The following is a 21,112-nucleotide window of genomic DNA, read 5'->3' as shown; positions in this document are numbered from 1 at the left end:
GGGTTATTCTTTGTGGCGTAACGCCTCGACAATGATGGGAAACGCACCAGAGGCTTGTTTTCGGCTGGGATAGTAAAGGTGATAACCGGTATAGGGTATACACCACTCGTCTAGTGTACGCACCAATCGCCCGGCTTTTATATGCTCCAGTATGGTATCCTCCGGTACATAGGCTAGGCCCTGTCCGGCCAGCGCCGCGCGCACAATGGGGCTGACACTGTTGTAAATCCACTGCCCGGAGACCTTCACCTTGAATTCTCGTCGATCTTTATCATCAAAAACCCACGGTAGAAGTCCGCCATGGGTGGGCAGGCGAAGGTTGATGCAATTGTGCTCGGTCAGCTGGTAAGGGGTGGTAGGTTTCGGGTGTTTGGCAAAATACTCCGGCGAGCCCACGACGGCAATGCGTTGATCGGGCCCAATACGCACCGCGATCATGTCTTTATCCAGTTCATCTCCCAGCCGAACACCCGCGTCAAAACGCTCGGCGGCGATGTCTGTACGGGCAAAGTTTACCGAGACTTCAACGGTAATGTCCGGGTATAGGGGTAAAATTTTTGCAAGTTTGGGCCAGATAATGCTGTTGGCGGCGTGCTCGGCGGTGGTAATACGTACCGTGCCGGCAGGTTTTTCACGCTGCTCGCGCACGGCCTCCAGGCCTAAATCAATTTCATCAAAGTGCGGGGCGATCCGCTGGTACAGACGCTCGCCCGCCTCGGTGGTCGAGACGCTGCGGGTAGTGCGAGTTAGTAGGCGAACTTCCAAACGTGTTTCCAGCGCTCGAATGGCATGGCTGAGTGCTGATGTGGAAATTCCCATCTTCGCGGCGGCGCGGGTAAAGCTACCCTCCCGTGCTATTTCGACGAATGCGAGTAACTCGCTGTAACTATTTTTTGAGGCCATTGTTGAATATTACTCAATGTTTTGAGTTTATTATACAGTCTCTCTGAATCCCCTGCTTACACCGACGCCCCCCCAGAATACCTCTTTTAGTCGAGCGCCGGACGAGCTGCATAGCTACTCCTGCCCATCCGTCATTCGGTAAAGTGCTGTCAGCTCATGACCATTTCTGGGGTTATGGGCAATTGTCGCAAACGTTTGCCGGTGGCGTTGTAGATTGCATTGCTTACTGCGGCGGCCACCCCGGTGATGCCTATTTCGCCGATACCTTTGGCACCGATGGGCGATGCGTTAAAGTCCGGGGTGTCGATCCACATTACATCGATATCGGGCACATCGGCGTTCACGGGTATGTGGTATTCGGCTAAGTTATCGTTGGTGATTCGGCCATAGCGATGATCCCAATGGGTGGCCTCTTGCAGTGCGTGGCCAAGCCCCATAACCATCCCGCCAATAAACTGGCTGCGCCCGGTGCGGGCATTAAGAATAGTACCGCAGGCGTAACAACCCAGCATACGACGTACTCGGACTAACCCCAGCGCCTCATCCACCGCAACTTCAACAAACGTTGCACCGTATGAGTGAGCTGAATACTTTTGTTCCTCTGGGCCTTTAAAGCTACCGCGAGCCGTAAGGTTCGGTTTGCCGGCTTGCTCTAGTAAATCTTCCATGGGCAACCGTGTTTGGCCGTCCGTTACGGCTCCTTGGACAAAATGGATATCATCGAGGGATGCGTTTTTAAATTCATCTTGCTGCTGTGCAAGGGTCAATAGCTGTTCTTTTAGTTTTTCGACGGCATTGCGAATCGCGCCGCCGACACTTGCCGTCGTCGCGCTGCCGCCAGAGATTCCGCCCGGCGGTAATGCGGTATCGCCTAAGCGCATGTTCACTTTTTTAATCGGTAAGCCAAGCATGTCGGCCGCGAGTTGGCTTTGTGCGGTGCGAGTGCCAGTACCTAGCTCTTGCGTGCAACAGGCGATGTCCGCCGTACCATTTTCATTTAGGGTTACGTCTACCTGGGTGGGAAACACATTGTGCGGATACGTGGCTGACGCGACGCCCATGCCAATTAACCAGTGGCCATCTTTTTGGCTGCGCGGCTTGGCGGAGCGATTGCGCCAACCAAAGCGCTCTGCCCCTTGACGCAGGCAGTCGACTAATAAGCGGCTGCTAAACGGTTTGCCGGTGTGCTGGTCCACCTCTGGCTCGTTTTTAATGCGTAGCTCGATTGGGTCCATTGCTAATTCTGTTGCCAGCTCATCCACTGTAGCTTCCAGCGCGTACAAGCCGGGTGTTTCTGGCGGCGCGCGCATAAAGGTGGGCAACTGAGTGTCTAGCCTGCAGCGGCTCTGCTCTAAGTGCAGTGACTCTGTGCGATACATCATCCGGGTCGCCATGGTAAAGGCTTCGTTGTAAACGTCTTTGCGCGATGTACTGGCGATACCGCTGTGAATGATGGACTGAATGTTTCCGTCTTTATCGGCGCCAAGGGCCACACGCTGGCGAAAAGGAGAGCGGTGCCCTGTCCCGCCGTACATTTGTTGCCGGGTTGCCACTAGTTTGACCGGCACATCAACCAGCTTTGCACATAAACAGGCTAATACCGACTGTGGCCACATGGCGCCTTTGGAGCCAAACGCTCCGCCCACATAGGGGCATATGACTTGTACCTGCTCGGGGGCAAGGTCAAATAGTGCTGCATAAGTAGCCTGCCCCGGGGCTAAGCTTTGCGTGGTATCGTAAACGGTTAAAAAAGGTTTACCGTTCTTTTTGCCAAAGTGCGCAATGGTGGCATGTGGTTCAATAGGGTTGTGATGGTTGCCATAGAGCCGATAATCCGCGTCGACTTTCACGGTACTTGCTTGCCATGCCTGTTGCGCGTCCTCGCCTTTGGTAATAACGGCGGGTGCACCCATGAGGCTTTCCGGACGCTCGTTTGCCGGTGCGTTATCGATGTTGGTGACATGTGATTGGGTGTCATACGTAACCTTCACCAGCAGTGCGGCATCACGCGCAGTCTCAAAGGTATCGGCGATCACGGCAGCCACGTATTGGCCGGCGTAAAATATCTCTGTCTCGGCCGCCGGGAAAACGTTACTGGCCAATGAATGCTTCATGCCAGAGTCATTAAAGGTTTTAATACGCTTAAAGGACGGTACGTTGTCGGGCAGTAATATTGCACGCACGCCCGGGAGGTTTTTTGCCGCACGGGTGTCGATAGATTTGATTTTACCGCGTGCGATATTGCTGGTAACGGCTACCGCATGCAGCATCTTGTCTGGTTGGTGCTCGGCGGTAAAAGTTGCAGCGCCGGTGACTTTCTCCCGGCCGCTTTTACGTACCAGCGATTTGCCGACGGGGCCGCTGTAGTCGATGGATTTAAACGTCATGTCTATGCTCCCCGTTGCGTTGGTTGCGTGTCTGAGCGGCCGTGTTGCATGGCCCAGAGTGCGTCATCATCCAATGGCCCGTCATCACGTAGGGTTTGCAACGCGCGCTCCAGCGTGCGCTGGGCGAGTGTCACCTTGTACTCTAGCCCTGCAGGCGGTTGCGCACTGGCAAGTGCCGCTTGCGCTGCCGCGCGAAACACGTCATCAGTGGGGGCTTGGCCCGTTAAGGCTTGCTCTGCCGCTGAGCTGTGCCAAGGGATGGAGCCCAGCCCGCCGATACCGACGTTGGCGCGGCGGATTATTCCGTTTTGTATGTCCAACCCGACCGCCGCGCTGGCGAGTGCAAAGGCGTAGCTGCTTCGGTCGCGAATTTTAAAGTAGTAACTGTTTTTTAAGCTGGCCGATACTGGAAAAATAACGCCGGTTATCACTTCATTGGGTTTTAGTTTGGTTGAGTACTGAAACTCTTTTTGCTGCGGCACTTGATAAAACTCACGCGCATTGACGCGGCGATTTGTCTCACCGTTGCTTAGCTCCAGCTGCGCATCAAAAGCGACGGCACTGATGGCAAAGTCGCCGGGATACATTCCTACCAGCCGGCCACTATTGCCAAGCACGGCGAGCATTGCGGTGTCCACGTCCTCGCCATGGTTTGTTATGGCATGACCGTCAATGGGCATATCGGGGTGACGGTAGTAAGGCGACCGTGTGCGCTGAAGGAGGTTGCCGCCAATGGTGGCCATGTTGCGTATTTGCGGCGACGCGGCCAGGATAAGTGATTGACGGATGACGGGAAACGCTCTTCCCCCTTTTTCGGCATCGGCAAGCTCAGCCATCGTCGTTGCGGCGCCAATGTGTAACGTTTGCTCGTCAGATGACACACCCGAGGGTAGCGCGTCGCGTACATGCACTAAGGAGGCCGGTGTTAATACATTAAGCTTCATGAGATCGATCAGGGTGGTGCCCCCGGCGATGGCTTGCACTGAGCGGTGATCGATAAGTGCGGCCGCCTCTTTTACGGTTTGCGCATTGTGATAGTCAAAGGGAATCATGAGGATTGCTCCGAAGGGTCGCTGGCAGGCTCGGCGCCGGAGGTTTGTCTAACGGCGGCTAAAATATTCGGGTAGGCGCTGCAGCGGCACAAGTTGCCGCTCATCCATTCGCGAGTTTCTTCGGCCGATCCGTTCGCGTGCCCTTCCTCAATACAAGCTACGCCCGACATAATTTGTCCAGGGGTACAGTAACCGCACTGATAGCCATCGCAGCGTAAAAAAGCCTCTTGCATTGGGTGCAGCTCGTCGCCGTCGGCGAGCCCCTCAATGGTAGTAACGTCAGCGCCATCGATGGTGGCCGCCAGTGTTAAACAAGACAACACCCGTTGACCATTGACGTGCACGGTACAAGCCCCACAAGTGCCGTGGTCACAGCCTTTTTTGGTGCCGGTCATGGCCAGGTGCTCGCGTAACAGATCGACCAGTGTGGTGCGGTTATCGATAGGCTGAGTTATTTTTTGTTTGTTAATGGTGAGCGTGATTTCACGCTGGGTGGGTGTGGCTGATGAGTGCTCGATCTGTTGAGATGCCGTCGCCGCCGCCGAGGCCGACGTGGTAGCTGCAGCGCCCGCGGCAAGGCCGACACCTTTGAGAAAATCGCGTCTCGGCCAGACGCCGACGGCGCCTGAAGAGCCACTGGCCTTTTTATCGTCGCGGTTCATAAGCACTCCAAATAGTTAGTGGGTGTTGATCCATTTTTACCAACATCATATTTCGCTTGTACAATTTTCAATCTCACTAGCCGAGTTTGTAACTTCCGCACAGGTTTCAGTCTTGTGGTGCGAGCGGGGCTCAGAGAACGTGCAGCGCCATTAAGTAAGCAAGCGCCGCACAAGCACGCAAACGTTGGTGTCTCGACGTCAGCGGCTGGGCCAGTAAATTTGATGTGGTCTGCGTGCACTCCAAATAGCCCCGTAACAAACCTCAGCGAGAGGTTGTGAGCAAGGAGTGTTCCAGTAAAATTGAATGAGTTTAAGGCCTTTTCCTTTCTTTTCTCTTCCCGGTAGCAATGGCCTGTATAATTGTGCTTCTTTTTGGGTGTATTGAGTAACTCGATACGCTGGTACTGTGCTGGAATCATTGTCATGACACCCCCTGCCGCCTCTCCTGTTAGGCACATGTTGTTAACCTTACTCGGATTGATGTTGGTGGCGCTGAATTTGCGCCCGGCGTTAACCAGTGTTTCACCTGTGCTGCGGCGCATCGGTGAGGATCTGGCGCTAACCACCACGGGTCAGGGCGTGCTCACCACCCTGCCGGTCTTGTTTTTAGGGCTGGCGGCGCCTTTGGCGCCTCTTGTGGCTCGCCGGTTAGGCATGGAGCGAACCGTATTGCTGGCGGTGGCGCTACTGGCGCTGTCACTTCTGGCCCGCCCCTATTTGGGTGTCACAGGTTTGTTTGTAGGCTCGGCGACAGCGGGGGCTTGCATCGGAGTCATGGGAGTTCTTCTCCCCGGAATCGTTAAGCGCGACTTCCCCAATTCAGTCAGTTTGCTTACCGGACTTTATACGGCGGTACTGTGTTTTGGAGCATCGATTGCGGCCGGCGCTACCGAGCCATTGCGGTTGTTGTTTAGCAATGACTGGCGCCCTGCCCTAGGCTTTTGGCTGGTGCCCGCCGCTATTGCCGCACTTGTTTGGTGGTCACAGCAAGGCGCCAAGCACTTTCCCAAGTCTGTTAGCGCCCCGAAAAAATCTTTGTACCGCGATTCGTTAGCGTGGCAAGTGACTATTTACATGGGGCTGCAATCGGCACTGGCGTACACCGTATTTGGCTGGTTGCCGACCATCTTACAAGATCGAGGGGTCGATGCCGTTACCGCCGGGTTGGCGTTATCAGTGTCAATTATGGTCCAGGTAATTACCGCCATTGCCGCGCCCTGGATTGCCAGCCACATGCGCGACCAGCGGTTTATGATTGTGCTGGTGGTATCGCTGACGTTGTTAGGCTTGGCCGGCTGCATATACGCGCCGCTAAGCTTACTGTGGTTATCGGCCGTTGTGTTAGGCCTTGGCCAAGGCGGCACCTTTAGTATGGCGTTAACACTGTTAGCGGTCAGGGCGCGCGATGCCGATACGGCCGCGCGCTTGTCCGGTATGGCGCAAGGAGTCGGCTATACCCTTGCCGCATTTGGGCCGCTATTGACCGGTGTTTTGCACGATATATTTCACGGCTGGCAAGTGACCGGAATTTTTCTGGGTTTGATTGGCATGGTGGCGATTATCGCCGGCCTTGGCGCCGGGCGAAAGTTGTATGTGCTGGATGATCGAAACCCGGCCGCCGTGGCTTACCAAAATTGGCGTCGTTAGCGCCACGCTTGGACTGCTTGTGTTGTCTGGCGTATTGATTGTTTTATAGCTCTTTTACGACACTCAGCTAAAGCCACGGATGTGAACTTCCAGAATGTCTCGATAAAGCCAGCGGTAAGCGTTATTTAAATGTATAGAAGGCTGCGTCGCGCTGTCATATTGACAGAATGAAAGCGCAACGATGCCTTGTTAACTCGCTATTGCGAGTCGCACGTCATTTGTGAAATGCAGCTTTGATCACTCTCCCAGCCCCATCCAGACGACGTATTTTGACACACGGGATAAATCGAACCGTGCCAGTCACAACTGCCACCACTGCTACTATTATCGCCAGTGCTAACGGCAACGCATGATTGCTCGTTCTCCCAACCCCAGCCGTCACCGTCAGGATCAGAATTCGCGTCACAGCAGATGGGTGTGCCATCTTGTGTACCGCAGGCGGGGTTGTTATTACTGTTATTGCTGCTATTTGTTACAACGCAGCTTTGATTGTTTTCCCAGCCCCAGCCATCGCCGTCAGGGTCGGAGTTAACATCGCAACAAATTGGGTTGCCATCTTGCGTCCCGCAACTCGCATTACCGCCATTGTTGTTGCCTCCATTGTTACTATTGCCACCGCTGTACACGCTGGCCGTCGCCGATGTGGCCGCTATACCATTGGCGCCATTGATGAGTGTTTGCCCCCAGCTTGTTAAATTGCTCGGGTTAAAGTTTTCCACGATATCGAGCGAGGTAAGATCACTGCTATTGCCTGACCACGACCAACCTAAATAGCCCACTCCGGCATTTTGTGCGGTTTGTAAAATAGCGCCTTCGGCCACGTCTTCTGTAAAGTGATCAGCGGCAAACTCCCCGACGACTAGTGGTAAACCATCGCTCACGAATCCATTGATATAGCTTTGTACCTTGTTGGCGGTGTCATACACCTGATACATGTGGACGCTAAAAACCACGTTGTTATCTACATCTGCACTGAGTACCGCTGGGGCATTAGCGCGCATTAACCCTTGCCAATCCTGCCCCCAGTTTGGCGCATCCACCATCAACGTGTGAGTTAAGCCAGCACTGCGCAGGCGATTAATGGCGTTAGCGTGACCGTTGATCCACTCGGAGGCACTGGCACCATTACCAAACGGCTCGTTGCCAATGTTAATAATGACATAATCTTCCTCGCCCTGTAGGACGCTGGCAATATCCAGCCAGTAGTCAACGGCACCAGAAAGTGTTTGGGCTCCGGCCTGTTCGCCGTAACCGGTTGTATCATGCACTTCCAACACCGCGATTAAATTGTTGGCTTTGCAGGTATCAATAATAGCTTGCACGTCGCTGGCACTCGTGCGGCTCCAGCGAGAGCCGCTGGATAACACGACGCGCACAGAGTTTGCACCTGTGGCGGATATATCGGCCAGCGATTGGCTGGTTTGGCTGCTAAACCATGCGTGAGGAACATTAACCCCGCGCATAACAAAGGGGTTGCCATTGCCATCTTTTAAGGTGGCGCCATCGGTATAAAACCCCGCGTAGGCGGAGCTGCACAGAGCTGCGGCCGCCATTGCGGCCATTATGCGTTTGAGGTAGCGATGAAATTTAAGCATATGATGACTCCGATATTGTCTTTTATTAGATTTTGCAACCGGTTACATTTTTAGTCTACTGCATTTTCTTTACAATGTGTAGAACTACGTCATAAAACGGGAATGCACTTAAATATCACTATTTATGGCGTGCGCAATATCGCTTACCTCAGGTCTACCATGTGTATCCGGTTACAAATTTAGACTGAAAACCACAAAAGAATCACGCTACCTTAAGGGGGCAGCACTATGTACCGACAAACACACACGCTGTCACCTCACCCTAGCGCCCTCCATTTACATACGTATTCATTACGAACTTAAAATAGATTAACGATAAACTCGCCCTGTCGGATCTCATCGTTAACACTCTAATAAAGACGTACGATTATGAAATGTTTCCAGCTTTTCTCCTGCACAGTCTTGGCTGCAGTGCTTGTCCTTAACGGCTGCAGTGCGCCATTGCCGCACACTAGCAATCAAGATCTTAGCCGTTACCAGCCCCAACCCTATATTAAATTTGAACACCAAGACTGGACCAAAAATGCCAGTATTTATCAGATTAACACGCGTCAGTTCACGCAAGAGGGTACATTTCGCGCGGCGGCAAAAGAGCTGCCCCGTGTTAAAGCACTGGGCACTGACATTATCTGGCTGATGCCGATTCACCCTATTGGCGAGCAAAACCGTAAAGGTGAGCTAGGTAGTCCCTACGCGGTTAAAGATTACTTTGCGGTAAATCCTGAATTTGGCACGCTGACGGACTTTAAATATTTTGTTGACGAAGCACACCAGCTTGGCATGTACGTCATTATTGACTGGGTGGCAAATCATACCGCGTGGGACAATGTTATTCGGCAAGAGCATCCCGAATGGTACGCAAAAGATTACAAAGGTGACGTCCACCCGACTCCTTGGTTTGATTGGTTCGACATTATCGACCTTGATTACCGCTCTCCCGAACTACGCCAGTACATGAGCTCGGCACTAAAGTATTGGGTTAAAGAGGTAGGTATTGATGGCTATCGGTGTGATGCTGCGGGCTTTGTTCCCCTCGACTTCTGGAACAATGTAAGTGCAGAGTTGCGCCAGATAAAACCCGTATTTATGTTGGCCGAGTGGGAGTCTCGTGATATGCACGAACACGCTTTTGATGCTTCTTATGCGTGGTCTTGGTGGGAGATCATGCACGATCTTGCCAAGGGCAAAGCGAGCCTAGGTGAGCTGGCCGGCTACTACGCCTGGAACGAAAAGTTTTACCCTAAAGACAGTTACCGCATGACGTTTGTCACCAACCATGACAAAAACTCTTGGGATGGCACTGACCGAGAGTTGTTTGGTGAGGCTTTAGAGTCGGTAGCCGTTCTATCTGTGATCGGCGAGGGAATGCCGCTGATATACAACGGCCAAGAAGCCGGTAACAATAAGCGTTTAGAGTTTTTCAAACGCGACCCAATCCAGTGGAAAAAAGACCCAATGGGCGAGTTGTACCAACGTTTATTTGCGTTAAAGAAAGACAACACCGCACTCTGGAACGGCCACTGGGGTGCAACCATGATTAAAGTACCAAACTCTATACCAGATAAGGTATTTAGCTTTGTTAGGCAAAATGATAAAGATAAAGTCTTTGGTGTATTCAACTTTTCAGACATGCCAGTCACAGTTGATTTTGACGAGCAATTGTTTACCGGCCAATATCAAGATTTCTCCAACGGCAATACTGTTAAATTAGAAACGAATAGCACGCTCGATATTGAACCCTGGGGCTACAGAGTGTTGCTGCAATAAACTCGCTACCACCAAAGTAAAACCCAAGGCCGCACCTTTTAAGGTGCGGCTTTTTTGCCTGTAAGCTTAAAGCCAATAGGCAAATATAGTCCTTGCGACCTAAAAGGTAATTCTTGATATACTCGCAACATTATTTTTTAGGGGGCCATTATGGCAATCATCCAAACGTTATGCTCGCACTGCTTAACCGCCAACCGTGTCGACGAGACCCGCCTTAATGACAGTCCAAAGTGTGGCAAGTGCCGCAATTCCGTGTTCGCAGCGCAACCAATAGCAGCCGATGATGCACAGTTCAGCCGCTGGCTTCACAATGAGCAACTACCCCTCGTGGTAGACTTTTGGGCCGAATGGTGCGGCCCCTGCAAAACCTTTGCCCCCGCTTTTGCCCGCGCGGCGAGCGGCTTAGAGCCAGTTGCGAGATTCATCAAAATAAACACCGAGTTGGCACAACAAACATCCGCCCAATTTGGTATTCGTAGCATCCCCACGTTAATGGTTTTTCACGATGGTCAGGCCATTGCGCAACAGGCGGGCGCTCTACCCTACCCTCAGTTCTTGCAATGGCTGAATGGCGCGCTTAACCCCTAAGCCCACTTGAACAACACAAGAGGCCCAACAGGAGCAGCTTAAAACACTGTTTGCCATTTTATCTGGGGCAAATCGACGGCTGCCGCACCGCCCCGCATTTGCTTACCTAGCATGACCATTACTTTACACATGACCGCCAACAGCGACTAACAAAACCCTCTTTTACGTCCAACGCAATTCTGGCGCGGCCACTCGTGCGCGTTTCTTGGTGCGCACTGTGACCTAATGCCTACAGTAAATTTGTGCTGTGCGGCGGACAAGCGCGGACCTTAGAGTGGCGCATTACTTCGCAAAGCATCAATTAGTCGACAAACAGCCTGCTTACGTTGCCCGATTGCGTCACACTTTTTCTTATAGTCCATTTGACACAAAGATTTTCCAGGGCTAATATCACCCCAAGCTACAACTTGTATACTAGTGGCCAAGATGACCGCAGCACCTACAAAAAGCTAGAACAGGTGATAACAATAATTTATTAATGACAAGAGGATTGGGTTCATGCCTAACAAACCACAGTTTAAGCATTCAAAACTCGGACTGCTAAGCCTTCTGATTGCCAGCTCGACCGCCGCCATGGCACAAAATACCGACGTACCTGAAAACGGCGCCGCTATTGAAGAGGTGGTTATTACAGGCTATCGCGGCAGCCTTTTAAATTCGACCATGGCAAAACGGGATTCGGTTGGTTTCTCGGACGAGGTGTTCTCGGACGACATTGGTAAAATGCCAAGCCAAAACCTGGCAGAATCCTTAAGCCGTATTCCCGGTGTAAATATCAACCGCGAGGTGACCGGTGAAGGCCAGCAAATATCCGTTCGCGGCTTGGGCCCCTCTTTTACCAAGGTGGTATTAAACGGCAACTCCATGTCGGTTGCCTCTATGGGTGATATGAATCAAAACGGTAGCGATGGTCGTCAGGTAAGTTTGGATATCTTCCCGCCCGAGTTGTTTAAAAGCCTAACCGTTAATAAAACGGCGACGGCGAAACAAATTGAAGGCGGTGTGTCGGGCTACGTAAATATGAAAACACTGCGTCCGTCAGACTTAGGCGAAGGCCACACACTCAATGTAGGTGTGGACGGCATTTATAAAGAAGCGACCAGTTCAACCAGCCCCAAAGGCTCACTCACCTACAGTTTCTCTAATGAGACGTATGGGGTGTTAGCGAGCGTGGTGGCGCAATCGAATGACCATGGTGTTGACGGTTATGAAGTTATCGGCAATGTCTTGCAAGGCGCTTGTCTGGGTGAGCCGGGTAGCAATGCCTGCGCCGATGGCAGTGGCGACGGATTACGTTACTCCAATATTGCGTCGGCCGACTACGCCGCTGCCCATCCGGGCGTTAATGCCGGTGATGTCATCGATATTAGTGGTCAGCAGTCAACGTTTGACGCGATGCAGCTGCCTTACATCGGGCGCATGGTGTCAACCAATGGCAAGAAAGACAGCGTCTCGGCGTTGGTGTCTTTAGAGTACACGCCCAACGACGATATTACGGCGGCGTTAGACTTTTTGAGTGCCGACACAGCCAACGAATATACCCGGGATGAAATATCTCACTTTTATCGTCGCAACTATGTGTATCAGCCGATCCCCTCTGATATTCAACTGGACAGTAAAAACCAGGTGGTTTCAGGCACTTTTTATGGCACCTCGCCTTGGATTGGCTCGCAGGATTACGACGAAGAAACCACCTTTACCAGTATTATGCCCAGTGTCGACTGGCAAATATCCGACAGCTTTTCGATGGCGGCATCGGCCAGCTTTACCGACTCGGAGTTTTCTCGTTACAACCCCTACGGCTTAATGTTTGGCGCCTCGACTACGCTTGAGTACGCCAATGATGGCATTGTGCCCTCTGTCAATTATGGCAGCACAAGTGATTACGCCAATTACACAACCCATGACGGGGAAGACCGGATTCGCGCCAGCCACACCGAGCGTGAAACCAGCACCAAAGGTTTTCATGTTGATTTTGAGTACGGTGAAGATCCGGATCGCAACGGCTTTAAATTCGGTATCCATCACGATGAAATAGAATCCACCCGACAAACCTTCCTGCCAGTGTTTGGTATGGAGTACGACGGTAATGCTGACGGCTCTGTCACAATGGCCGAGTACCTTGAGGGCTCAGGGGCGACAGCTGAACTCAGCAATAATATTGAGAGCTATATCCGGACTGTTAATTTTGGCTCTAACATCGACGGTTGGAACGGCGTACAAAGTTTTGGTGCTACTGATTGGTCAGCTATGAAAGATCTAATTGGCTTTGACCAGTGGCAAGAAGAGCAGCAAAACCTAACCGATATCACCGAAGAGGTCACCGCACTGTATTTAGAGTTTAATACCGAAACAGAAGTGGCCGGCCGTATTCTGCGTACCAACAGCGGTGTGCGTGCGTTAAAGACCGACCAATACGTCGAAGACCAAACCGGTGCTACCAACGAAAGTTACGACCGTATACTGCCCTCTTTTAGCGCTGTGTATGATTTAACCGATGACGTTAAGCTGCGCACCAGTGCGTCACGCAGCCTGACCCGTGCCAACCCCAGTGATATGTTCCCTGGCGCGCAGTGGGATGGCTCTGGTATCGATGTGGTACGTGTGGGTAACCCGGGGCTTGCGCCGTTTGAATCCACCAACTTTGATATTGGTGGTGAATGGTATTTTAGTGAGTTGGGCTATGTTGGTTTAACCTACTACAACAAAGACATCACCGGGTTTACGTATCAGGACACCATTTTAGAAAATCTGGACAACCTGGGGCAGTACGGGGTTGATCTTAATGAGCTGACACCCACTCAGTTAGAGGCAGAAGCAATTTGTAGCCCTAACTGCACCGTGCAAGTCATTACCCGGGTAAACACTCGCGAGGCCAGCACCCTGAAAGGCTTTGAATTAATCTGGGTTCAGCCACTGGATTTTCTAATTGAAGGGTTGGGCTTTAATGCCAGTGCCAACAAAATCGAGGACGACTCGCCCGAAGGTGCCGAAATTACCGGTGTGGCGGACTCGTACAACGTAACCGGCTATTACGAAAACGATGCATTTCAGGCGCGCGTAACCCTGTATCACCAGGAAGGCGCGGTAGCGTTTAACTCGTGGGGGCAAGACGTGGAAACGCGCGATCGCTCGCAAGTGGATGTGTCGGCCAGCTACCGTTTGCCCGTTATGCAAGATAACGATGTAACCTTAACCTTTGACGCCTACAACCTGAACAACGAGCCGCTTTCTACGCGCTTTGCCGGTGACGGCGTGTTGGAGGATTCTCAGTCTTACAATGTTTACTACCCGGGCACTACCTATACCTTAGGTGTGCGCGCCTCTTTCTAACTAACGTAAGGTGCCGCTCGCCGGCACCCTCTGTTTCTCACAGTGCTCTCCTGGCACGGCTTGCTGCTTTGCCCCGCTACTGCGGGGCGCTTTTTTTATCACAATCAAAGGTTTGGCTATTGAAAATACTCTGGGTGGTCTTTTGGTAACGTTGCCAGCACTTTGTATATCTCTCTCAGGTGAACACTCATAGCCGTTATCGCCTCTTCCTTTTTGCCCATTTTAATGGCTCGTACAATGGCTTTGTGTTGGGTAAGCACACGATTATATTGCCCGCTCATGTGCAAGCTTAAGTTGCGCACCCTGTCCATGTGGGCTTTTTCTTCTTCTATTTTTTCAGCGACACGCTGGTGGCCAGTATGACCTGCCAACATTTGATGAAACTCATCATCCAACTGTTGAAATAACAGCGCATTATCGGCCTCTGCCGCAACTTTTTGTTCCCTGATAATCGCCTCAGCGGCGCTCACCAGATCATCGCAAGTATTTTCGGCAAGATAACTGACAACGGATACCTCTAAAGCTTCGCGGATAAAACGCGCTTCGAGAATTTTTTCCATACTAAACCGAGAAACATAAGTGCCTCGCTGGGGTAGCACATCGACAAAGCCCAAGTTAGCCAGCTTGATCAAAGCCTCTCTTACCGGCGTCCGACTTACGCCAAACTTAGCGGCAAGCGCGGTTTCCGATATCATCTGCCCTGGCAAAAGCTCCATACTCACTATTGCATCCCGAATAAAGCCATAAATCTGCCCGCTGGCCGGACGATCGTAAGTGATGTTTTTTCCGTATTCGGCCGCTCTCTCTAAATAGTTATTGGTTCGGGGGCTCAAAAGCATACATCCTTAGTATTTATTGATGGACAAAGGCACAACTTATTCTAATCTATATAATGTTTAACAACCATTCCAACTTTTTAATGGTATTTAAAGCGTAACACATCAAAAAAGGAGGCCCCAGGCTATCGCGCAGAGGCTGGGGAAGGTAGCCGTAGATTGGGCGTACTTCTTGCCTCTCGTCTCAGCTAACGGCAATAAAGCGAGTATGGCCGGTGCAATAGCTTTAACTCTACCGCAGAGACTGAGGCAAGCGATCGCTAGCGCATCGCACAAGCGCGGTGCCGAGACTCACGTATTATCGTGTTTGAAACAGCCAAAACCAATCCCCACCCAAAATACGAAAACGCAAAAAAGCCCACTCATAAAAGTATGAGCGGGCTGCGTGACACTGATTTAATAAAGCGTTGGTTTTACTTAGTTTTCAATACGCTCGTAACTCACATTGGTCATGGTAACCGTAGATTCAGTAATGCCAAGCTCTTCGAAGCACTGCTCGAAGGAGTCAGAGTCACCAGACTCGCCACAGTCTTCGTTATTTGAGGTGTCTTGAGACTGCAGGTAATTACCAAACTTAAAGTAAGACGCGGAATCGTCTTCTACCGGAATGCCAAACGAGTTGCCCATCGCATAGACGTGTACATCGCCATAATCGTTCACCACCTTTAAGTCGAAGGTGTCGCCGCTCTGGATCGTTCCCAGTGCGTACTTCTCTTCATTGCCACTGGTATTGCGCAAGCGCACGTAGACATCGAATATACCATTACCGGCGACGCTATCATCAAACCCTGATTCCGACGAATCTGACACATAAAGCTTCATGATAGTTCCAGTGTCGCTGGCATGATGCTGCGCAACAATTGTCTTACCACCGTCGGACATTTCCACTTTAATGTCTGCCTCAAACAACTCATAAGTGTCTGTCATGGCAATCCGGAGACCGGATTTTATTTTGTACTCGTGGCGCCAGCCGTTACCGTTTGGGGTCGTAACACGGGCCTCTAGCGGCACAAAGCGTAAAGTGCTGCTGTTTACCAATGGATCGGGGTCTTCGCCTTCTAAGTCAAATAAGCTCCCGTCTGTAATTGACGATGGAATATCATTGCCCGAGCCACCAGTACTGCTGGAGCTGCTAGAACTGCTGCTCGAGCTGGTACTACTTGAGCTTCCCGTGTCGGCATCACCACAGCCGTACACATCCGCCTCAAGCAAGCTGTTCCAAGCGTTTGCCGTATTGCCGTAACCGGTAATTCTTACGTAGCGGGCAGCGACATCAGCAATTGCGAGCGACTCAAGGTTTGCACTGCCTTGAGAATCAACGTTATACAAAACGGTACTCCAGTTGTTGCCGTTTTCTGACACAGCCACATCAAATGTTTGGGTGCGCTGATCGCCTTTAAACCACGCGGTTTGCAGCTCTGTCACCGTACTTAAACCACCAAGGTCTAAAGTAATGGCTTTGCCATTACCCTGCGAAGACCAGCGGCTAGACAAACTGCCGTCAATGGCATTGCCAGGGCCATTGCCATCGTTGGAGCCATCATCACTGGCACCAGCAATGTTCAGGTTTATTGAATTGTTACAATTTCCTGCTCCCGCTGATGACGATGATGAGGACGATGAGGACGAAGAGGAGTTAGAGCCACCCACCTCTACCAGTGAGAAATCATCAAACCGACCCGTTCCATTGTGGTACTTGGCAAATATTTCAGCTGATGTGTTCGAGCCAGAGTTAAAGTCTACCTCTACTTTTGCCCAGTCTTCGCTATCCGAGTCCACATCGAAAACAGCACCGTTTATGTTGACGCCGACGGTGCCGCTATCCAATACGTAAGCCGTAAGGCGATAGCTGGTGTTGGCACTGAGTGAAACTTGCTGGTCGACCCGCCCTGCGCTGCCGGTGATTTTTGCCGATTTACTGCCTGAATAAGCATCACTCGAAATCGCAGAGGGATCGTCATCGACCCAGCCCTCAAAGCTATTTTCAAAGCCTGGGTTGCCGATACTGACCGCGTGGGCGGACGCAGCCAACATACTTAAGACAAAAACAGAACTACTTGTAAGACATTTCATCATCGTTCTCCAGTGAAAGTCTCTACTCGCTAAAACACGGTGAATTTATCTGCCGAGGCAAAAACCGTGAATGTAAAAGTCGAGTTAGAGCTATTTGCGGTATTGCATGAATTTAATTTATCGGTTTTATGTCATGTCATTACGCCTTTGGGGCGCTACTGCTCGCGAACATACGCGCCTTACACCGCCCGCCAGAAGATTCGCACAATGCTGCCTGATGGCGGGCGTTGGGCTTTGCGTTTAGCAACGTTATTATTCGCAGACGATCCAGAGAGCTCATCAAGGCTTCTGCGCATTCGCAGCTCGGCCCGTCACCCTGGCGTCTAATGCTTGGTTTGCTGAGCTGACCTTTAGCCATGCAAGGCTTACCAAAACAGTGAACAAAAGATAGATCATAGGCCACCAATATGTAAACCAATATATCAACCGATATTGTGACCCCGTACTGAAAACCCACCAATAAAAGCATATCCCGCGAATTTTATTGCTCTATAAAACGATTTTCATAGAGAATCAGTAAAAAATAGATACTTTGGTATACCAATATGAAGACCTTTTTAGTTTTGTAGCCCTTAAAGATATTGTCTTTTTGAACACAAGCTCACCTGCGGACAGCGTTCTGAACCCATGGCAAGCTTGCTGTTACCGGTAGAAGCTAAGCAGCGCAGAAGGCAGCCTACAAGACTAAATGGAGCGCCGCTTAGGCGATGGGCATGCGATCTGTCTTGTGATCGTGCTAATGTAATATCGCAATATACTCACTCCCGGAGGCTATTTGTCAGACCATAATATCGCTACGCCCTTCCCCGGCCTGGATCGCCCGCTGGCCATTGTCGACATCGAAACGACAGGTGGTAGCGTTACCCGCGATCGAATTACCGAAATTGCTATTATCGAAATTGACGAGCGCGGCGTGCGTGAATGGAGCACATTGATTAATCCGCTCGTACCGATACCTAAGATGATTCAAAGCTTAACCGGCATCACTAACGAGATGGTGGCCAGCGCACCGCGTTTTGAGCAAGTGGCCAAAGAAATTGTTACGCGCCTGCAAAGTAAAACGTTTGTCGCGCACAATGTGCGCTTTGACTACGGATTTATACGCAACGCCTTTGCCGAATTAGGTTATCCGCTGTCGCTTGAATTATTGTGCACAGTAAAACTGTCGCGCGCGCTTTACCCTGAACATAAACGCCACGGGCTTGAGGCTATCATCCAGCGCTTTGGTATCAACACAGATGCTCGACACCGGGCGCTGGCCGATGCGCGCGCCACCTATCAGTTTTTACGTATCGCCGCTGATGACAAACCCGGCGAAACGTTTATGACCGCGGTGCAAGCGCAAACCCGGCGGCCGAGTTTGCCGCCGGGACTCGAACCTGCGATTATAGAACAGCTTCCTACGGGCCCGGGGGTTTACTATTTTTACGGCGAAAACAACAATCTGTTATACGTAGGTAAGAGCATTAACATTCGCTCGCGTGTTTTATCGCACTTCAACGCCGACCGCGCCAGCGCTAAAGCGATGGCCATGTGTCAGCAAATACGTGACATTAGAACCGACAGCACCACTGGTGAGTTAAGCGCCCTATTACTTGAGTCACAACAGATCAAGACGCACCAGCCTCTTTACAACCGCCGCCTACGCCGCCTTAGCACGCTCTATACCATACAGCTGCACGAAGACCAACAAGGCTTGCTGCGCCCAGAAATTATCGATGTTCACGCAGCAGCGCGCACAAGTAAAATGTATGGCTTGTTTGCTGGGCAAAAAAAGGCGCGAGAGACGCTCACAAATACCGCTAAAGCGTTTGGTCTGTGTGATTGTGTAGTAACCACCCCAGGGCCTTTACGCGGCCCTTGTATGAGCCGGCAACTAAAGCGCTGCAAAGGTTTATGTACTAACGATTGGTCGATACTGCAACACAACACAGCGTTAATGGATGCACTAGGCAGCGAGGCCCTAAAAGCTTGGCCTTATCGGGGTCCCGTGGCAATAGTTGAACAACAGAATCCGAATGATAACGAGTCGCCACACACAGCCTTTTTGCTCGATAACTGGTGTCTGTTAGCATCCGCACATGGCACAGGAGAGCCGGATTGGGAGCAACTTAAAGCAACGTCAAATAACGAGGCGCTGCTCGATCGCGACATTTATCGTTATTTGGTTAAAGTCGTATTAAAGCCCGGCAAAGACTTAACGCTTATCCCTTTGCAATGACATATAAAAAGATTGTTGATGGTTGTAATGCAAGCCTTTATACGCAGTGCTTAATCATCAATCGTGTTAATGAGCCCGCCAAAGCCACGGACCAAAACATGTCAGGCTCTGCGGCCAGCTCGTAGGGTCTCTGCTACCAAGAGCGACAGGCGGTATACAAATTTTCGGCGAGCGGAATCTAGTGGCGTTGACGGCCACATTCAAAACGACACTTATTGTATAGCCGTCAAGGGATCGTTTTTATGTCAGCTTTATTTTGCTAACAAATATTTAATTTCCTGCAGGCATAGCTATACTGTAACTGACCTCTTACAACAGGCTTGATCCATGCGGCGCCCTCTCAAGGATGTGATTTTTATACTGCTGATTTCGATTTTTGCGGCCCAAACCAAGGCACAAGAGTTGGCACCGAGAGCCTATTGGCCCGCACCAACGGGTACCAATGTGGTGGTAATGAGCTATCAGCACTCGCAAGGTGAGGTGCTCGTCGATGCCTCAGTGCCTATAGAAGGCGCCGAGGCCACTCTGGACTTCCTTTCACTGACCTATCAGCGAACTTTTGGCTTGTTTGATCGCACTGCCAGCCTGCAATTAAATTACCCACTGGTACAAGGCGATGCCTCGGCGATGGTTAACGGTGAGTTTAGAGAGCGCTCCATCAGCGCATCCGCTGACGCCCGCGCGCGCTTTGCCATTAACCTATTGGGCGCCCCCAGTATGGATGGCAAAGCGTTTCGGGAGCTGGTGGCAGACCCTGAGCCAATAATAGGTGCCAGCCTGCTGGTTAGTATTCCCACCGGGGACTACGACGGCGACAGACTGTTTAACGCCGGAACCAATCGCTGGGCCGTAAAACCCGCCTTGGGCTTTATTGTTCCAATCAGCCACGGCTGGTTGTTTGAAGGTGAAGTCGGCACCTGGTTTTATGAAGATAACGACGATTATCAGGGCAAAACCCGTACTCAAAAGCCTGTTCTTTCGTCTGAGTTTCACCTAGTTCATGTGGTAAAAAACGGTACCTGGTTCTCTTTAGACGCCAACTGGTATCAAGGCGGCGCCGCCACCGTCGGCGAAAGTGCCGAGCAAGCCGAACTGCAAAACTCTCGCGCCGGACTGACGTTATTGCACCCCCTTAACCGGCATCACGCCATCCGTTTCGCCGCCAGCACCGCCATAGAGTCAAAAATCGCCGGCGATTTTGACAGTGTTAGCGTGAGCTATATGTATATTTGGTGATTGCTCAGATTGTTTGAGTGTTGCATTAATACTCCCGACACCCTGCCCCCTAAATTTCTTTCCTCTAACCATTCAATTGATTGGGGCGAATCTTCATAGCAGTTTAGGAACGGACCTCACGGCTCAACAACCTCTTTGAATCCCATATTCTTCACGACCTGCTTACACAAAGTATCAAAAAATAAATAAATTCAAAGATGTTGAGACTAATTGATAGTACTATTTCAGCCCAATCCTGTAAGATTTCATCTCATTAACCCATTAACAAAAAGGATGTAGCGATGAAACGTTTTAGCTTATTTGCGTTGCTGGTCGGTATTGCCGTGAGTACCCAAGCACTGGAGCTGAGTAGTAATGATATGCACGAAGGCCGCCTGCTAAGTAAGGCGCAGGAGTTTAATGGCTTTGGCTGCGCCGGCGATAATATCTCGCCTCACCTTAAATGGCTAAACCTGCCTGAGGGCACAAAAAGCATCTCCATTACCGCCTATGACCCAGACGCGCCAACCGGCAGTGGTTGGTGGCACTGGCTCGTGGTGAACCTTCCGGCTAACACCAGCGAGCTGCCCACTGGCGTTTCCGGAAAGTTGAAGCAGGGGCTGGAAGTAGAAACCGACTATGGTACGCCCGGCTTCGGCGGAGCTTGCCCGCCTCCTGGTCACGGTATGCACCGCTATCAGTTCACCGTGTGGGCGTTGAACACCGATAAATTGGATGTGAATGCCGACACCCCAGCGGCGATTGTCGGCTACATGCTCAATAACGCAGTAATAGCGAAAGACACCCTCACGGCGACCTACGCCCGCTAACTT

At 51.2% G+C, this 21,112-nt stretch carries 15 protein-coding genes; 8 read left to right on the top strand and 7 right to left on the bottom strand.

What is annotated here, in order from left to right; genetic code table 11:
• Positions 1 to 3: 3 nt before the first annotated feature.
• The 4 genes from ACGHAD_RS08940 to ACGHAD_RS08925 all read right to left on the bottom strand — a co-directional run bounded on the left by ACGHAD_RS08940 (position 4) and on the right by ACGHAD_RS08925 (position 5,004).
• Positions 4 to 903 carry a LysR family transcriptional regulator gene (locus ACGHAD_RS08940; protein ID WP_382415575.1) on the bottom strand — a complete coding sequence of 300 codons (900 nt, stop codon included), beginning with the start codon at positions 901 to 903 and terminating at the stop codon, positions 4 to 6.
• A 149-nt stretch (positions 904 to 1,052) separates the two neighbouring features.
• The gene (locus tag ACGHAD_RS08935) at positions 1,053 to 3,290 is read right to left on the bottom strand and encodes a xanthine dehydrogenase family protein molybdopterin-binding subunit (protein WP_382415577.1); all 2,238 of its coding nucleotides are present in this window, start codon (positions 3,288 to 3,290) and stop codon (positions 1,053 to 1,055) included.
• 2 nt (positions 3,291 to 3,292) lie between these two features.
• The gene (locus tag ACGHAD_RS08930; protein WP_382415579.1) at positions 3,293 to 4,342 is read right to left on the bottom strand and encodes an FAD binding domain-containing protein; all 1,050 of its coding nucleotides are present in this window, start codon (positions 4,340 to 4,342) and stop codon (positions 3,293 to 3,295) included.
• Entirely contained in the window at positions 4,339 to 5,004 is a 666-nt protein-coding gene (locus tag ACGHAD_RS08925; RefSeq protein ID WP_382415581.1) for a (2Fe-2S)-binding protein, read from the bottom strand. The genes ACGHAD_RS08930 and ACGHAD_RS08925 overlap by 4 nt, the downstream gene beginning before the upstream one ends.
• Positions 5,005 to 5,427: 423 nt before the next feature.
• Between ACGHAD_RS08925 and ACGHAD_RS08920 the strand changes: the two genes are divergently transcribed.
• Positions 5,428 to 6,651, top strand: a complete 1,224-nt coding sequence (locus ACGHAD_RS08920) for a CynX/NimT family MFS transporter (RefSeq protein WP_382415583.1) — start codon at positions 5,428 to 5,430, stop codon at positions 6,649 to 6,651.
• Positions 6,652 to 6,848: 197 nt separating this feature from the next.
• Here ACGHAD_RS08920 and ACGHAD_RS08915 read toward each other — a convergent pair whose 3' ends face one another.
• A complete protein-coding gene (locus ACGHAD_RS08915) occupies positions 6,849 to 8,246 on the bottom strand; it encodes a cellulase family glycosylhydrolase (RefSeq protein WP_382415584.1) in 1,398 nt (465 codons plus the stop codon).
• Positions 8,247 to 8,615: 369 nt separating this feature from the next.
• Between ACGHAD_RS08915 and ACGHAD_RS08910 the strand changes: the two genes are divergently transcribed.
• From ACGHAD_RS08910 to ACGHAD_RS08900, 3 genes are all read left to right on the top strand, one after another.
• The gene (locus ACGHAD_RS08910; RefSeq protein WP_382415586.1) at positions 8,616 to 10,013 is read left to right on the top strand and encodes an alpha-amylase family glycosyl hydrolase; all 1,398 of its coding nucleotides are present in this window, start codon (positions 8,616 to 8,618) and stop codon (positions 10,011 to 10,013) included.
• Positions 10,014 to 10,163: 150 nt separating this feature from the next.
• Positions 10,164 to 10,601 (top strand): thioredoxin TrxC, encoded by a 438-nt coding sequence (gene trxC, locus ACGHAD_RS08905; RefSeq protein WP_382415588.1) that lies wholly within the window; start codon positions 10,164 to 10,166, stop codon positions 10,599 to 10,601.
• A gap of 498 nt (positions 10,602 to 11,099) precedes the next feature.
• Entirely contained in the window at positions 11,100 to 13,934 is a 2,835-nt protein-coding gene (locus tag ACGHAD_RS08900; RefSeq protein WP_382415590.1) for a TonB-dependent receptor, read from the top strand.
• A 116-nt stretch (positions 13,935 to 14,050) separates the two neighbouring features.
• On the opposite strand, the gene ACGHAD_RS08895 is transcribed toward ACGHAD_RS08900, so the two are convergent.
• Both ACGHAD_RS08895 and ACGHAD_RS08890 read right to left on the bottom strand, forming a co-directional pair.
• Entirely contained in the window at positions 14,051 to 14,767 is a 717-nt protein-coding gene (locus ACGHAD_RS08895) for a GntR family transcriptional regulator (protein ID WP_382415592.1), read from the bottom strand.
• 420 nt (positions 14,768 to 15,187) lie between these two features.
• Positions 15,188 to 16,843 carry a polysaccharide lyase family 7 protein gene (locus ACGHAD_RS08890; protein WP_382415594.1) on the bottom strand — a complete coding sequence of 552 codons (1,656 nt, stop codon included), beginning with the start codon at positions 16,841 to 16,843 and terminating at the stop codon, positions 15,188 to 15,190.
• A gap of 66 nt (positions 16,844 to 16,909) precedes the next feature.
• Here ACGHAD_RS08890 and ACGHAD_RS08885 point away from each other — a divergent pair, with 66 nt between their 5' ends.
• From ACGHAD_RS08885 to ACGHAD_RS08870, 4 genes are all read left to right on the top strand, one after another.
• Positions 16,910 to 17,170: a hypothetical protein gene (locus tag ACGHAD_RS08885; RefSeq protein ID WP_339615269.1), complete on the top strand. Its 261-nt coding sequence runs from the start codon at positions 16,910 to 16,912 to the stop codon at positions 17,168 to 17,170.
• A 448-nt stretch (positions 17,171 to 17,618) separates the two neighbouring features.
• Positions 17,619 to 19,064, top strand: coding sequence for an exonuclease domain-containing protein (locus ACGHAD_RS08880; RefSeq protein ID WP_382415597.1), 1,446 nt, complete (start codon positions 17,619 to 17,621; stop codon positions 19,062 to 19,064).
• A gap of 327 nt (positions 19,065 to 19,391) precedes the next feature.
• Positions 19,392 to 20,300 (top strand): transporter, encoded by a 909-nt coding sequence (locus ACGHAD_RS08875; RefSeq protein ID WP_382415599.1) that lies wholly within the window; start codon positions 19,392 to 19,394, stop codon positions 20,298 to 20,300.
• 281 nt (positions 20,301 to 20,581) lie between these two features.
• A complete protein-coding gene (locus ACGHAD_RS08870; protein WP_339615272.1) occupies positions 20,582 to 21,109 on the top strand; it encodes a YbhB/YbcL family Raf kinase inhibitor-like protein in 528 nt (175 codons plus the stop codon).
• Positions 21,110 to 21,112: the final 3 nt, after the last annotated feature.

It is taken from the genome of Gilvimarinus japonicus (assembly GCF_042847215.1).
In the GTDB taxonomy this organism is placed as follows: Bacteria; Pseudomonadota; Gammaproteobacteria; order Pseudomonadales; family Cellvibrionaceae; genus Gilvimarinus; species Gilvimarinus japonicus.
This window is presented reverse-complemented; position numbering and strand designations above follow the sequence as displayed.

What these genes read in the sequence shown, in the direction of transcription:
- trxC (WP_382415588.1), top strand. Translation starts at nt 10,164, where the DNA reads ATGGCAATCATCCAAACGTTATGCTCGCACTGCTTAACCGCCAACCGT.
- ACGHAD_RS08890 (WP_382415594.1), bottom strand. Translation starts at nt 16,843, where the DNA reads ATGAAATGTCTTACAAGTAGTTCTGTTTTTGTCTTAAGTATGTTGGCT.
- ACGHAD_RS08910 (WP_382415586.1), top strand. Translation starts at nt 8,616, where the DNA reads ATGAAATGTTTCCAGCTTTTCTCCTGCACAGTCTTGGCTGCAGTGCTT.
- ACGHAD_RS08935 (WP_382415577.1), bottom strand. Translation starts at nt 3,290, where the DNA reads ATGACGTTTAAATCCATCGACTACAGCGGCCCCGTCGGCAAATCGCTG.
- ACGHAD_RS08920 (WP_382415583.1), top strand. Translation starts at nt 5,428, where the DNA reads ATGACACCCCCTGCCGCCTCTCCTGTTAGGCACATGTTGTTAACCTTA.
- ACGHAD_RS08930 (WP_382415579.1), bottom strand. Translation starts at nt 4,342, where the DNA reads ATGATTCCCTTTGACTATCACAATGCGCAAACCGTAAAAGAGGCGGCC.
- ACGHAD_RS08870 (WP_339615272.1), top strand. Translation starts at nt 20,582, where the DNA reads ATGAAACGTTTTAGCTTATTTGCGTTGCTGGTCGGTATTGCCGTGAGT.
- ACGHAD_RS08900 (WP_382415590.1), top strand. Translation starts at nt 11,100, where the DNA reads ATGCCTAACAAACCACAGTTTAAGCATTCAAAACTCGGACTGCTAAGC.
- ACGHAD_RS08925 (WP_382415581.1), bottom strand. Translation starts at nt 5,004, where the DNA reads ATGAACCGCGACGATAAAAAGGCCAGTGGCTCTTCAGGCGCCGTCGGC.
- ACGHAD_RS08940 (WP_382415575.1), bottom strand. Translation starts at nt 903, where the DNA reads ATGGCCTCAAAAAATAGTTACAGCGAGTTACTCGCATTCGTCGAAATA.
- ACGHAD_RS08915 (WP_382415584.1), bottom strand. Translation starts at nt 8,246, where the DNA reads ATGCTTAAATTTCATCGCTACCTCAAACGCATAATGGCCGCAATGGCG.
- ACGHAD_RS08875 (WP_382415599.1), top strand. Translation starts at nt 19,392, where the DNA reads ATGCGGCGCCCTCTCAAGGATGTGATTTTTATACTGCTGATTTCGATT.